Genomic DNA, 13,615 nt, shown 5'->3' with positions numbered 1-13,615 from the left:
CTAGCCTTCCCCGGAGGGGTCGAGGGATTCCGCATGCAGGCCTTCCGTGGCAAGGGCCGCCTTGAGCGCCGCCCCGACCCTCTGGGCCGCTTCGTCGGGGTCGTAGCTGGCTGCGCCGTCGCCGAAGTCGAGGGTGAAGGCCGCGCCAGCATGGCCGGCGTCCTCCCGCACCAGGATCTGGCCGTTGAAGCCTCCGGCCGCAGCCGTGCCCGCCAACAGCTCCTGCAGTCCCTCGCCCAGGCCCGGCGCGACGGTGACGAGAAGGCGGGGTTCGGATTCGATCTCCCGGGCCAAGCTTTCAAGGGCCGTCTGGATCGCGGCCCTGGGGAACATCTCGAGGACCTCCCCGGCGATGGCGCGGGCGCAGGCCAGGGCCAGGGCGGCCGAGCCTTCCCGGTGGGCGTGGGCCACATGCGCCAGGCCGCCCAGGCCCTGCTCCGCGCTGCGGGCGATGTCCGTCAGGGCGCGGGCCTGTAGCGCCGCCGTCTCGCCCATCGCCTTCCGTTCGCCCTCTGCGAAGGCGCGGGCGCGCACCGCCTCAACCTCCTCGGCGTTGAAATACCGCTTCGCCCGGGGCGTGGAGCTCGCCACGTTGCCGCCGCCGTCGAAGACGGTGTCGAAGCCGAACCTCTCCAGGGTGGGACCGGTCATCAGTAGATCAGCTCGTCATCGCCGCTGGAGCCGGCCAGCATGATCTCGCCCTTCTGGGCCAGGTCCTTCGCCGACTGGACCATGGCCATCTGGGCCTGGTCGACATCGCGAAGGCGCACCGGACCCATGTTCTCCATGTCCTCCCGCAGGATCCGCGCGGCGCGCTCGGACATGTTCGAGAAGAAGAGGTTCCGGAGGTCTTCCGAAGCGCCCTTCAGGGCCAGGCCCAGCTGGGACTTGTCGACAGCCCGCAGAAGAGTCTGGACGCCGCCGGGATCCAGCTTGGACAGGTCCTCAAAGACGAACATGAGGGCCCGGATCCGCTCGGCGCTGTCCCGGCTGCGCTCCTCGAGGGCCGAGATGAACCGGGTCTCGGTCTGCCGGTCGAACGAGTTGAAGATCTCGGCCATCATCTCGTGGCTGTCGCGCTTGGACGTCCGGGCCAGATTCGACATGAACTCGGTGCGCAGGGTCTGCTCGATCTTGTCGAGGATCTCGCGCTGCACGGGTTCCATCCGCAGCATGCGGGTGACGCACTCCATGGCGAAGTCCTCGGGCAGGGCGCCCAGCACCCGCGAGGCGTGGTCCGGCTTGATCTTGGACAGCACCACGGCGACGGTCTGCGGGTATTCGTTCTTCAGGTAGTTGGCGAGGACCCCCTCGCTGACATTCCCCAGCTTGTCCCACATGGTCCGGCCGGCCGGACCCCGGATCTCCTCCATGAGGTTGTCGACCTTGTCAGGGTCGAGGAAGGAGGCGAGGAGGCGCTGGGTCTGCTCGAACGAGCCCATGACCGTGCCCCCGCCGGACACGTTCGAGATGAACTCGACCAGCAGGGCTTCAACCACGCTGGAGTTTACATTGCCCAGGGTGGCCATGGCCTGGGAAACTTCGCGGATCTCCTCCTCATCCAGCATCTGCCAGATCGCGGTGTGGTCCTCGCCCAGGGTGAGCAGGACGATCGCGGCCTTCTCCGGACCCGTCAGCTGGGAGGGGTCGGTGATGATGGTGGATTTTGAGGAGGCCTTGCTCATGTCGGTTGATGCAGCCAGGTGCGGAGCAGGGCGACGGATTCCTCAGGATGGGATTCCACGAACTCCGCGACCCGCCGGATCGAGCTGGCCTTCACCTGGCCCTCGATCCTGGCGATCTCGATCCTCTGCTCCATCTCGGTCGGGTCCGGGCCCGGAAGGGCCAGGGGCTCTCCCGTTGAAGGGTCCAGGGGCAGCATGCCCTGGCCGTCGACGGTGGTGACCAGGCGGGTCACGCCGGTCCTGGGGCCAGCCGATCCGTTGAAAAGCGGCCGAACCACGAAGAAGATGGTCAGCAGGGCGACGATCAGCAGGATCACCCACTGGACGATCTGCATGATGTCGTTCTTGTCGAAACCCATCAGGGGGTTGGCCGCCACCACCCCGCCGCCGGCGCCGTCCGCGCTCGGAAACTGGACGTTGATGACCGTGACCTGGTCGCCACGCTGCTGGTCGAAGCCAACGGCGGTGCGGACGAGCTGCTCGATCCTCTGCATTTCCGCCGCGGGGCGAGGCGTGTATGCGCCCGGCTTGCCGTCCTTGCCCGGAGGGGCGGTGACGCCGTCCACGGCGACGGCGACGGAGAGCCGCTTGACCTGCCCGGGTTCTTTCACCTCGGTCCGGATCGTCTTGGAGATGTCGTAGTTGGTGGTGGTTCCCGTCCGGCCCGAGGTCGAGGCGATCGTGCCGTCGGCGTTCGGGGGTGCGCCGGGAATGTTCGCGGCGGCGGTGACCTGGCCGTTCGCGTTGGGCTGGTTTTCGTTGGCGTTTTCCTCGCTGGTGGTCTCGGACCGCACCACCTGGCCATCGGGATCGAAGGTCTCTTCCTGGATGGTCACCTGCGACAGGTCGAGATCAGCGGTGACGTTCACCCGGGCCTTGCCCTGGCCGACCACGCCCTCGACCAGGGTCTTCACCGTCTTGGCGATGCGGGCCTCGACGGTCGACTTGCGTCCGTCCGCGGCCATGGCGTCGCCCTCGGCGCCCCCCGACAGGGTCTTGGCGTGCTGGTCGACCACCGTCACCCGGTCCGGCTTCATGTTGGGCACGGCGCCGGCCACGAGGTTCTGGATCGCCCGGACCTGGTCGGGGGTGGGCTCTCGGGCCCCCACGGCGATGCTGACCGAGGCCGAGGGCTGCTGGATCTCGTCCTCGAAGAGCTCCTTCTTCGGCAGGACCAGGTGCACGCGGGCCGAGGCCACGCCGTCCAGGCTCTGGATCGTCCGGGCCAGCTCACCCTCCAGCGCCCTCTGGCGGTTCAGCTGCTGGACGAAGTCCGTCTGCCCCACCACGCTGGACTGGTCGAAGATCTCGTACCCCACGGACCCGGCCGTCGGCAGTCCCTTGCCAGAAAGCAGGAGCCGGGTGGAGGCAACCTGGTCCCGCGAGACCATGAGGGTCGAGCCGTCGCCCTTGGCCTCGTAGCGGATGTTCGCCTGTTCGAGGGCCTTGGTGATTTCACCGGCTTCCTTGAGGTCCAGGTTCGAATAGAGGAGGGCGTTGGGACGCCCCATGTTCATGAACACGGCGGCCAGGGCGGCTGCGATGCCCACCCCGATGCCCGCGAAGGCGGCGAGGCGGCCGAGGCCAAATCTTTGCAGGGCGGCGAAGATCCCGTTCACGGTCCGCAGTCTCCCGCGCCGGCCTCAGGACTGCATTTCCTGCCGACGAATAGGCAGGAATTACCCAGTGGTTGGTAAACGAGACGTTTACGCGGGGTCCTTGGCGGCCAGTTCTATCCCGCCCAGGGGGACAATCCGCCCCAAAGCGCGAGCAGGAGGCCGAAGGCCAGGGAAACGACGACGGTCAGGACAAACCCGGCCCGCCTGCGGGGCGACCAGCTGTCCAGCCGGCGGCCGCTGCGAAGCACGAAGGGAAGCAGGGCCGCACAGGCGAGGCCGAGCAGGCTGGCCACGAGGGCGCAGGCTGACGCGGCGAGAAGGGTCAGGCCGGGCCAGGTGTAGATGAGTTCGCTTCCCGGCGTGGTCGCGGACCAGAAGAGGAACAGTCCCAGGGCGGCCAGCCAGAGAAGCGCCTGGAGGGCCTGGAGGATTCCCGCCCGGGCCTGGACCGGGGTCTGCCGGAAGTCCCGTCGGTTCCGGAAGAGGGCTGCGCCCAGGGCCAGGAGGGAGACCAGCCCTGTCGCAGCCGCCGCGGCGGCGAGCAGGCCCGGCCGGCCCCAGAAGGGCGAGCGTTCATAGACCTGGGTGTTCAGGGCCGTCAGCATCCTGCGGGCCTTGCCGCCCTCAATGACAAAGACGCGCCGCTCCCAACCCGTGTCGGAGACGAAGCGCCCGCTAGTCACCGGACCCTCCGGGACCCAGGACTGGATACGGTCGCCTTCGCGGGTCAACAGGCGGCCCTCGGGAGTGACTTCCACCTGCATCTCGCCGGAGAGGCGCTCCAGCATCCCCTCCAGGCCGGAATAGGCGCGCCGGGTGCCGAGGTAGCGACCCTCGTACATGCCTTTGTATGCATGGAGCTGGGGCGCCGCAGGCCGCGGCCAGTCACCCTGGCGACCCAGGATTTCCTCGACCACCCGGACGGGGAACCTTTGGGTCAGTGCGCGGCCCGTGCTGGTGTTGGTGCTGATGAAGACGCCCAGGCCCAGTTCGGGAACCAGGGTCATGTTGGTCATGAAGGTCCGGGTCGCCCCATCGTGGCCGAAGCCCTGGAGGCCGCCCGGAAGGGTGTAGGCGATGAAGCCGTGCCGCCATCCGTTGATTCCGGGCGGCGTGGAGCGGAGAGGCTGGCGAAGCGCCCGCGCTGTAGCCTCGCCATACAGCCGGCCTTCGCCCGCCTGGCCGCCGTCAAGCAGGACCATCATGTAGCGGGCCATGTCGCCCGCCGTCGACGATGCCGACCCGGCCGGAGCGATCTGTCCAATGTACTCGAAGGACTCCGGTTGGAAGCCGGCGCCCGTCCAGGCGTAGCCCCGGGAAAGGTCCGCCGCCAGGCTCGCCGGCATCGGCGCAGGAAGGTCGGCCCGCTTCGGCCTTGGCTCCCGGAAGGTCGTCCGGCTCATCCCGAGGGGCTCGAACAGGCCTTCCTCTGCAAGGCGCTCGAAGGTCCGGCCCGACGCCCAGGCCGCCGCCTGTCCCGAAAGTGCGGCGCCATAGTTCGAATAGCTCGACATCTGGCCCACCGGATGGACCCTCCGGGGCCGCTCCTGGCGAAGGTAGACGGCCAGCGGCCGGATACGCGCCGGGTCGCGTTCGAACAGATGGCCAAGGGCGCGGTCTTCGAAGCCGCCCGAATGCGACATGAGGCTCTGCAGCGTCACCGGCCGGGTGAATCCCTGGTCACGGACGTGCACGGGTTCCGGGAGGAAGAGGTTGATCGGCGCGTCCAGCCTGAGCCGGCCAGCCTCCACCTCCTTGAGCACCGTCAGCCAGGTGAAGGTCTTGGACACCGATCCCAGCCGGAAAAGGGTCTGGTCCGGATCCACCGGGCGCCGCGGGGAAAGATCGGCGGCGCCGTATCCCTTCTTCAGGAGAATCTTGCCGTCCTGGACGATGGCTACGGTCGCGCCGACGATGTGGTCCTGAACCAGGGCGTCCCGGACGACTCCGTCCACGAAGGCCTCAAGTTCGGCGGCGGGCGGCGTGGCCCGCACCGGCGCCGGGGCGGCGGGCGCAGTCACGCCCGCAGGCGCGCGCGCCGCAGTCGCCGTGGAGGGAGATTGCGCGGCGGCTGGCCCTCCGGCGAGCTGGAGGCCGGCGATCAGGAGCCCCGCAAGTCCACGGGCAGCCCAGGTCCGGTTCATGGCGGGGACCTGGCGGGGAAGACGTAGAAGGGCAGGACGGGCCTGAGTTGCGCGCCGATGAAGACCTGGGGCTCCGAGGGTGGGCGCATGCCCTCCTTGACCTCGCGCTCGGTCACGCAGGTCCGGATCCGGTCTGCGAGGGCCGGGAAGTCCCGGGACGAGGGCGCGCTTTGCAGGAAGCACTCGTCGAAGAACGGGTAACGGTTGGACTGTCCGCAGCCAAAGGATGTCCGGTCCGGCCGCGCCGCGGTCATCACCATGCGGTTGGCGCCGCCCAGGTCAGGGACAAAGACCCCCGAGAAGCAGGCGGAGATCACCGCGATGGTCGGGCGCGCGCCGCAGGTCCGGTCAAGGATGGCTGCGAGGATCCCGGGCGGCAGGAGGGACTGGTCGATGACTGCGCCCTGCGGGGCGCCGTGGGTCGTCAGGTAGACGAGGCAGCCATCGGGTGTCCGGGCCGCAAGTTGGCCCATCCCCTCGAAGATCGCCCGGATGTCAGACTTGGCCAGCTTCTCCTTGCCATAGCGTTCGGGCCGCACCGAGTACTGGAGGATGTTGCCCGGTTCGAACCCCATCCGGACAAGCTCAGCCGAGACGTCGCGCCGGGCGTTGTCGAAGGCCTCCGTGGGACCTCCGTTGGCGCCTTTCCAGTCCCCGGCGATGACCATCGCGCCCCAGTTCCGGAAGGGGGACTCCGCCGCCGCCTGCCCGGCGACCGCCTGCAGCAGGGCGATGAAGAGAAGGAGAGGGAGGGCCCGGAGGCGCATCTAGCTCTTGTAGGACTTGAAGGGAGTGGGGACCGCTGTGCCGGTCGCCTTGGCCAGGAGACGACCCTCGGGGTCGTAGAGCTCGCCCTCGGTGAAGGCCAGTGTCCGCCCCCACTTCGCCACCCGTCCCACGCCGCGGATCGGTCCCGGCTGGGCAGGACGGAAGAAGGAGGTCTTCATCTCGGCGGTGGGGGCTACATGGGTCATGCCCGAGGCGACCATGCAGGCCACGGACATGCATTCATCAAGCATGGCGCAGAGATAGCCGCCCTGGATCTGCTTCATCGGGTTCAGGAGCAGCTCGGCCCGGGCCTCGAAGGCCACCTCGACGGATTTCTCGGCCTGGCTGACCGCCGTGATGCGGAACCCCAGGGTCTGGGAGCCCGTGGGCTGGTTCTTGGTCCGGTGGAAACGGGCCAGGATCGCCTCGTCGGTAAGGGGCTCATCCGCCGATGTGGCGCCGGTCTCCTTGGGGGTGTCGGACACGGTCAGGCCTCACTTCTTCCGGAACTGATCAAGGGACACGACGTTCGGCGCCTCGGGGTCCGCGTCGGCGACGCCGGCGGAGGACGGGGCGGCCGCCAGCGGCGCTGGGGCTGGCGCAGCCTGGGGCCCGGGGCCCGCCTCGGCGTCGAACTGCAGCAGGAACTGGACGCTGGGATCGTAGAAGCGCGTCATGGCGGCGTAGGGCACCACCAGGGACTGGGGCCGGCCGCCAAACTTCAGGGTCACCCCAAAATCTCGGTCTCCGACCTCCAGGTCCCAGAACTGGTGCTGGAGGACGATGGTCATCTCGTCCGGATAGCGGGACAGGAGCTCTTCCGGCCCCTCCACGCCCGGCGCGCCGGTCTTGAAGGTCAGGTAGAAGTGATGGGCGCCGGGCAGGCCACCCGGGGCCCCTGCGCGCAGGAGCGCGGCCTTGACCACGCCCCGCAGGGCGTCCTGGGCCATGCCCTCGTAGTTCATCAGGTCCTGTGCGGGGGGTTCCTGGGCCATTCGGATCCTGTCGGGCGCGGTTCTGGGGCCAAACTAGCGCCCCCGGCGCCGGGCGCAAGTCGCCATCCCCAGCGCGAAGCCAGGGGCAAATGTCTGCAGGGCTTGGGAAAGTGGAGGGGTTCTGTTGCCAGGCCCCCTCCGAGCCCCGCCTGACGCTGCTAAGACGCCAGGGCTTCAGGTCGAAACCCGTCGGGTCGCTTACGCGGCCAGACGAACTTCTTCAGCGAAGTTATCGTTCGCAGTTAGTTTAAAGCCCGAAACGGTGGGCCAGGCCGGGAGAAAGCAACACCTTTACACGTCTGTCGATGCTGATCGGCCCCGCACCGCCCCGCCGGAGCGGGGGAAAGGTTTTGGTGGAGCCGCCGGGAATCGCACCCGGGTCCAGTCCGCTTATTTCGTGCGCGTTTATCCCCATAGTCCGGCGAACCGGACACCCGAGAGATAGGCTTTCACGCCGGACTTCTCAATCCCCCCGGACGTCGGATACGGTCGCAGGCGAGAGGGTTAATTCACTGTTCACCGTAAGGGTGTTCTCAGTGAACCTCCAAACACCACGGAGGGAGGGTGAAATGTCCAAGATGCTCGCCGAATTCATCGGCACCTTTACGCTTGTCCTGTTCGGCTGCGGCTCCGCTGTGCTCGGCGGATTCGACAATGTGGGACAGTTGGGAATCTCCATCGCCTTCGGCGGGGCCATCATCGCCATGGCCTACGGCATCGGCTCGATCTCGGGCTGCCACGTCAATCCGGCCGTCAGCCTGGCGGCCTTCATCGCAGGCCGCATGAATGGCCGGGACATGGTCACCTACTGGGTGGCGCAGTTCGCGGGCGCCCTGGCGGCGGCCGCCGTCCTCGCCGTGGTCAGCGGCCAGACCACCAACCTCGGGCAGAATGGCTTTGGCCCGGGATATCTCGGTGAGTTCAGCATGCAGTCGGCCCTGCTCTTCGAGATCGTCATGACCGCGCTCTTCGTGATCGTGATCCTGGGCTCGACCTCCGAAAAGGCGCCCGCAGGCTTCGCCGGCGTCGCGATCGGCGTGACCCTGGCCGTCATCCACATTGTCGGCATCCAGGTGACGGGCGTGTCGGTGAACCCGGCCCGGAGCTTCGGCCCCGCGGTGCTGGTCGGCGGACCGGCCCTGGCGCACCTCTGGCTGTTCTTCGTCGCCCCGGCGATCGGCGCCGTGATCGGCGCCCTGCTCTACAGGGTCCGCCTGCTGGCCTGAGCCAGAACACGACCCAAGAGATTGCGGCCCGGGGCGAAGGTCCCGGGCCGTTTTCGTTTCAGACGGTCTCGACGCCCCGGGTGATGGACAGCACCCCCGTACGGGCCAGCTCAACCAGGCCCAGGGGGCGCATCAGGTCAATGAACTTGTCGATCTTCGACGAGGCCCCGGTGACCTCGAAGATGAAGCTGTCGATGGTCGTGTCCAGCACCCGGGCGCGGAAGATCTCGCTGATCCGAAGGGCCTCGACGCGCTCGGCGCCCAGGCCGCGCACCTTGACCAGGGCCAACTCCCGTTCCAGCCCGTTGGGATCGCGCGTCACGTCCTGGACGTGACGGGTTGCGACCATCTTCTGCAGCTGGGCCTCGATCTGGGTCAGGACCTGGGGCGCGCCCCGGGTGACGATGGTGACCCGGCTGGTGTGCGCCTTGCGGTCGGTCTCGGCCACCGTCAGGCTCTCGATGTTGTAGCCCCGGGCGGCGAACAGGCCGACCAGCCGGTGCAGGACGCCAGGTTCGTTGTCGACGAGGATGGCGAAGGTGGCGAGGTTCTCCGCCTGGTCCTCGTGGGCCAGGTCATAGACGGAGGCGGGCTGGGGATCGGTCATGGCGCTCTCGCTGGGGTGTGACCGGCAGGTGTCACAAGCCCGGCCGATGGGCAAGGGGCTGTGATCGGGGTCTCGGGCGGGATACGGGCTTGCATCCGTGCAGCGACTCTGCGGGTGTGGTCGGCCATGCCCCTGCCGGAGCCGCAATGAAGCCAGGCCAGATCCCCCGCAATCCCGCTCGCCGCCTGAGCCAGTATGCGGCCCTGCCGTGGCGGCGGTGCGCGGAGGGAGGGGTCGAGATCCTGATGATCACCTCCCGGGAAACCCGTCGTTGGGTCATTCCCAAGGGCTGGCCCATGAAGGACCTCAAGCCGCACCAGGCCGCCGCCCGCGAGGCCTGGGAGGAGGCGGGGGTCGAGGGCCGGACACGCGCTCGCAAGATCGGCGTCTTTGACTATGACAAGCGCCTCTCCGGGGGACAGCTGCAGCCGGTTCGGGTGGAGGTTTACCCGCTGGAGGTTGTCGAGATCCATGACGCCTGGCCCGAGGCCCACCAGCGCGAACGCCGGTGGATGGCTTCGGCTGAGGCGGCCACCCAGGTGGACGAGCCCGGCCTCGCCCGGCTGCTCGCCGCCTTTCCGGGGAAGCTCGCCTGAACCTCAGGCCCGGCGCGCAGTGATCGGCAGGGGATTCCGCAGCATTTCGCCCTTCATGGTCCCCACCCCTGCGGTGGGCGAGACCGGCTGGGCCAGGATCTTGTGCACCGTCTCCATACCCTCCGCCACATAGCCGAAGCAGGCGAAGCCCAGGTTGTCGCCCTTGGCGGCCGGATCGGCGTCCAGGTAGGCCTGCTCGCCGGCGCAGATGAAGAAGTCCGAGGTCGCCGACCCAGGCGCCCGCCGGCCCATGGAGATGGCGCCGTCCGTGTGTTTCAGGCCGGTCCGGCTGGTGGATTCATGCCGGACGGGGGGCAGCACCCAGGCCGGGTTGTTCTGCAGGCCGCCCTGGATGACGCCGTAATCGAACTCGGTCGCCCCCGGCGGGACGGACCGGCGGTAGAAGGTTCCCTTGTCCATCCGCTTCTCATCCACATAGCGGAGGAAGTTGGCGGTGGTGGCGGGCGCCTTGTCGCCCCTGAGCTCCAGCAGGATGTCGCCAAGCCGGGTGACAAGGCGCACCCGGACAACGCCGGGAGCGCCGGCGGCGAAGGCGGGGCCTGCGGCTGCGGCGGCGCCTGCCGAAAGCAGGAGGTCTCGGCGTCGGATCATGTGGCCTCTCCCTGGACCTTTTCAGCCTAGAACGGAGACGGGACGTCGGAAAGCCGCGCTTCGTCAGCTGTCGCCCGAGGCCGGCTCCGATCCGACGCGCACGCCCCCCCAGCGGTTCAGGGTCGCGATAAGCCGCGCCGGGACGATGGGCTTCCCGATATGGTCGTTCATGCCCGCCTTCTCGGCCTCGGCGACGTGCTCGGGCAGGACATTGGCCGACAGGGCGACGATGGGGGTCGACCGGTTTTCCTGCGACAGCTGCCGGATCGCCCGCGTGGTGGCGAAGCCGTCCATGCCCGGCATCTGGAGATCCATCAGGATCAGGTCGTAGGTCTGGCGCACCGCCATGGAGACGGCCTGGGCTCCGCCGGAGGCCTCCTCGACCTCCTGCCCCACGGCCTCCAGCAGCGCGCGCACCAGCTCCCGGTTGGCGTCCAGGTCATCGACCACCAGGATCTTCAGGCTCTCTCCGCTTTCGTTCGCGGGCGATGCCTCGACAGCGGCCGGAGCGGGCCCATCGGCCTGCGGCGCCAGGAAGTCGAAGGTGAAGGTTGAGCCGGCCCCCGGGGCCGAGGCGATGGAGATGGAACCGCCCATCAGGGTCGTCAGTTGCCGGGAGATCGAAAGCCCTAGGCCGGTGCCCCCGTACTGGCGGCTGATCGACCCGTCCGCCTGGGTGAACCTCTGGAAGAGCTTCTCCACCTGGTCTTCATGGATCCCGACCCCGGTGTCGGTGACCGAGATCTCCAGTCCGGGCTTGTCCCAGCTATACCGGGCGTGGACCACAATCGACCCCGTCTCCGTGAACTTGATGGCGTTGCTGAGCAGGTTGGACAGCACCTGTTGGACCCGTGAGCGGTCCGCGAACAGGTACTCCGGCGTCCTCTCCGCGATGCGGGTTTCCAGGCGCAGTCCCTTGGCCAAGGCCTGGGCCCCGAACAGGCCGACGACCTCCTCAAGGAAGTCCTCGACATGGAACGGGGCGGGGTCCAGGTCCACCTGTCCGGCTTCCAGCTTCGAGAAATCAAGGATGTCATTGACCACCGTCAGCAGGGCCTCGCCGCTGCTGATGACCTTCCGGACATAACCTCGCGCCGTATCCGGAAGCTTCGGTACCTGCGCCAGGAGCGCGGAGAACCCGATCACCCCGGTCAGCGGCGTGCGGATCTCATGGCTCATGTTCGCCAGGAACTCGCTCTTGGCCTCCGCGGCCGCTTCCGCGCGGGTCTTGGCCCGACGCAGGTCCTCCTCGAGCTCCCGACGAACCGTCACGTCCCGGAAGTTGATGACGGCTGACCTGGGCCTGCCTTCGGGATCCCGGATCGCCCGGGCGTAGCCTTCAAGCCAGACCGGATCGCCGGAGGCCCGGACGTTGAGGAACCTGAACTCGCCCCGGTGACCCGCCTCTGGCTGGCGGTCCTCGAAGACACGGTTCAGCAGGCGGGTGGCCTCGCCATGATCGTCCGGATGGATGAAGTCGATCGAAGCCCGACCGACCATTTCGTCAGGCGTGTATCCTAGGGTCTCCACCGACGGCGAGACGTAGAGGATTCGTCCGCCGGCGCTGACCCAGATCACGATGTCGGTGACATTGTCCGCCAGCAGCCGCAGCTGCGCCTCGCTGTCGGCGAGGGCGGCCTCGCGCCGGCGAGCCTCGGTCACGTCCATGGAGATCCCGAAGATGGCGATCACCTCGCCGGCCTCGTTGAACTCGGGATTGGTCTGGGTCAGGATGACCTTCTCGCGACCGTCCTGGAGCCGGCAACGGGCCTCGATCCGAACCGGCGCTCGGGTGTTCACCACCTCGGCGATCATCTCCCGGGTCCGGGTCTGGTCGCCCTCCTCAAAGAGCGAGAGGATGACGTCCAGCCTGGGCCGGCCTTCTGACGGGTCGAAACCATAGAGTTCGTAGAGGCCTGCGGAGAAGGTGGTCACGAAGGTTCTGATGTCGAACCGGAAGTGTCCCGAGCCCACCAGCTGTTCCGCCAGCAGGGCCACCCGGTGGGCGTCCTCGACCTGGCGGGTCTTCTCGCTGCTCTCGGCCAGCACCCGCTCGTAGGCCCGCCGGCGCTCGCGTAGGCTCATGAAGCCCGTCAGGGTCGCGGCCAGGATGAAGAGAAGCAGGCAAATGTCCGCCAGTATCAGCTTTGGCGACCTGGCCGCGATGTGCTCCAGGGAGAGGAAGAATTGCCTGCCGATCCCGGCGGTCATGGGGGGGCCGAGACGGATCAGGAGTTGGATGGGACGCCGGTAGTCTACGATGAGCGTCCGGAAGGCCATGGCGCCCCAGATGGCGATGCCCAGGAGCGGGGCTTCCCCCTCTCCGCTCCACATCAGGGCCGCGCCGAGCGCTGTGAAGACGAGGCTTCGGGACAACTCGAGGAGGTCCTTCAGCAGAGGCCTTTCACGGCCCCTGGCCATGAGCAGGCACTCGGCCGCTGAACTCGCGATGACGAATCCCAGCCAGGCCAGGAGGGCGCGCCCCTCGAAGTGAGGGCTTGCAGCGCCCGCGACGGCCAAGCCCGCCAGGGCGTCCTGGACAGGACTTTCAGACAGCAGACGCCAGAGGCGACGGCCAAGGCTCTGGCCGCCTGCCCCCAAGGGCCGACTGTCGCTTACCATCGCCATCGGCTAGATTTCCGGAGCCTGATCCGACCGGCTCCCCATGTCCGGTCTGGACAGAGTGCCCGTCAACCGTGAAGAAAAGCTTGTCCGGGTTCCGGGCCGAAGACCCGCCCCCTGCGGGCCGCCCGCCGAGACCAGCCTGTGAATGAAGGAGAAACGGGAATGGCGATATCGCTCTACGACGTCAGCGTCGGTTCCATGATTCAGACCGTTGGCGCCGTTTCAGCCTTCATCGGCAAGGGGCGCACCTGGTGCCAGGAGGCCGGGATCAATCCGGATGAGGTGGTCGACACCCGCCTGGCCGCGGACATGTTCCCCTTCAGCTTCCAGCTCCTCTCCGTCGTCCATCACTCCATCAACGCCATCGAGGGCGCGCGGGCCGGGGAATTCGGCCCGCCGGGGCCGAAGGAGCTGGACTACGCCGGCCTCGAGGCCCTGGTCGCAGACGCCCTGGCCCGGCTGAAGGCCCTGTCCCCGGAGGAGGTCAACGCCCTGGAAGGCAAGGACGTCGTCTTCAGGATCGGCCAGGGGCAGATCCCCTTCACGGCCGAGGGTTTCCTGATGTCTTTCTCCCTGCCCAACCTGCATTTCCACGCCGCCACCGCCTACGACATCCTCCGGCAGAAGGGCGCGCCCCTCGGCAAGCGCGACTATCTCGGGGCGATGAAGCTCAAGGCCTGATCTCCCGGCCCGGCCGCCCCGCCTTGACACCCCGTCGGGGCGGGGCGCAGCCTCCCT

The 13,615-nt window shown here is 68.1% G+C and carries 13 protein-coding genes and 1 other RNA gene; 3 read left to right on the top strand and 11 right to left on the bottom strand.

What is annotated here, in order from left to right; genetic code table 11:
* The 8 genes from HYN04_RS09450 to ssrA all read right to left on the bottom strand — a co-directional run bounded on the left by HYN04_RS09450 (position 1) and on the right by ssrA (position 7,682).
* The gene (locus tag HYN04_RS09450; RefSeq protein ID WP_110450529.1) at positions 1-651 is read right to left on the bottom strand and encodes a FliH/SctL family protein; all 651 of its coding nucleotides are present in this window, start codon (positions 649-651) and stop codon (positions 1-3) included.
* On the bottom strand, positions 651-1,685 hold the full coding sequence (gene fliG / locus HYN04_RS09445; protein WP_110450528.1) for a flagellar motor switch protein FliG: 1,035 nt from the start codon (positions 1,683-1,685) through the stop codon (positions 651-653). Before fliG ends, HYN04_RS09450 begins: the two co-directional genes overlap by 1 nt.
* Positions 1,682-3,304 carry a flagellar basal-body MS-ring/collar protein FliF gene (gene fliF / locus HYN04_RS09440; RefSeq protein ID WP_110450527.1) on the bottom strand — a complete coding sequence of 541 codons (1,623 nt, stop codon included), beginning with the start codon at positions 3,302-3,304 and terminating at the stop codon, positions 1,682-1,684. Before fliF ends, fliG begins: the two co-directional genes overlap by 4 nt.
* Before the next feature lie 113 nt (positions 3,305-3,417).
* Complete coding sequence (locus HYN04_RS09435; protein WP_110450526.1) at positions 3,418-5,448, bottom strand: serine hydrolase domain-containing protein; 2,031 nt, start codon at positions 5,446-5,448, stop codon at positions 3,418-3,420.
* Positions 5,445-6,215, bottom strand: a complete 771-nt coding sequence (locus HYN04_RS09430) for a C13 family peptidase (protein ID WP_110450525.1) — start codon at positions 6,213-6,215, stop codon at positions 5,445-5,447. Before HYN04_RS09430 ends, HYN04_RS09435 begins: the two co-directional genes overlap by 4 nt.
* Positions 6,216-6,701: a PaaI family thioesterase gene (locus HYN04_RS09425; RefSeq protein WP_110450524.1), complete on the bottom strand. Its 486-nt coding sequence runs from the start codon at positions 6,699-6,701 to the stop codon at positions 6,216-6,218.
* Between the two features lie 9 nt (positions 6,702-6,710).
* Positions 6,711-7,211: an SspB family protein gene (locus tag HYN04_RS09420; RefSeq protein WP_110450523.1), complete on the bottom strand. Its 501-nt coding sequence runs from the start codon at positions 7,209-7,211 to the stop codon at positions 6,711-6,713.
* 109 nt (positions 7,212-7,320) lie between these two features.
* Positions 7,321-7,682, bottom strand: a transfer-messenger RNA (tmRNA) gene (gene ssrA / locus HYN04_RS09415).
* Positions 7,683-7,780: 98 nt separating this feature from the next.
* Between ssrA and HYN04_RS09410 the strand changes: the two genes are divergently transcribed.
* Positions 7,781-8,437 carry an aquaporin gene (locus tag HYN04_RS09410; RefSeq protein WP_110450522.1) on the top strand — a complete coding sequence of 219 codons (657 nt, stop codon included), beginning with the start codon at positions 7,781-7,783 and terminating at the stop codon, positions 8,435-8,437.
* Positions 8,438-8,495: 58 nt separating this feature from the next.
* Here the strand turns inward: HYN04_RS09410 and ilvN are convergent, their stop codons facing one another.
* Entirely contained in the window at positions 8,496-9,044 is a 549-nt protein-coding gene (ilvN, locus tag HYN04_RS09405; protein WP_110450521.1) for an acetolactate synthase small subunit, read from the bottom strand.
* 146 nt (positions 9,045-9,190) lie between these two features.
* Between ilvN and HYN04_RS09400 the strand changes: the two genes are divergently transcribed.
* On the top strand, positions 9,191-9,640 hold the full coding sequence (locus tag HYN04_RS09400) for an NUDIX hydrolase (protein ID WP_110450520.1): 450 nt from the start codon (positions 9,191-9,193) through the stop codon (positions 9,638-9,640).
* A gap of 3 nt (positions 9,641-9,643) precedes the next feature.
* On the opposite strand, the gene HYN04_RS09395 is transcribed toward HYN04_RS09400, so the two are convergent.
* Positions 9,644-10,252, bottom strand: a complete 609-nt coding sequence (locus HYN04_RS09395; RefSeq protein WP_199285943.1) for a peptidylprolyl isomerase — start codon at positions 10,250-10,252, stop codon at positions 9,644-9,646.
* A 63-nt stretch (positions 10,253-10,315) separates the two neighbouring features.
* Positions 10,316-12,880, bottom strand: coding sequence for an ATP-binding protein (locus HYN04_RS09390; RefSeq protein WP_110450519.1), 2,565 nt, complete (start codon positions 12,878-12,880; stop codon positions 10,316-10,318).
* 159 nt (positions 12,881-13,039) lie between these two features.
* On the opposite strand from HYN04_RS09390, the gene HYN04_RS09385 reads away from it, so the two are divergent.
* The gene (locus HYN04_RS09385; protein ID WP_110450518.1) at positions 13,040-13,558 is read left to right on the top strand and encodes a DUF1993 domain-containing protein; all 519 of its coding nucleotides are present in this window, start codon (positions 13,040-13,042) and stop codon (positions 13,556-13,558) included.
* The last annotated feature ends 57 nt before the right edge of the window (positions 13,559-13,615 follow it).

This window comes from Phenylobacterium parvum (assembly GCF_003150835.1).
Classification (GTDB): Bacteria; Pseudomonadota; Alphaproteobacteria; order Caulobacterales; family Caulobacteraceae; genus Phenylobacterium; species Phenylobacterium parvum.
The sequence above is the reverse complement of the archived record's forward strand: the minus strand, read 5'-3'. Positions and strand labels throughout refer to the sequence as shown.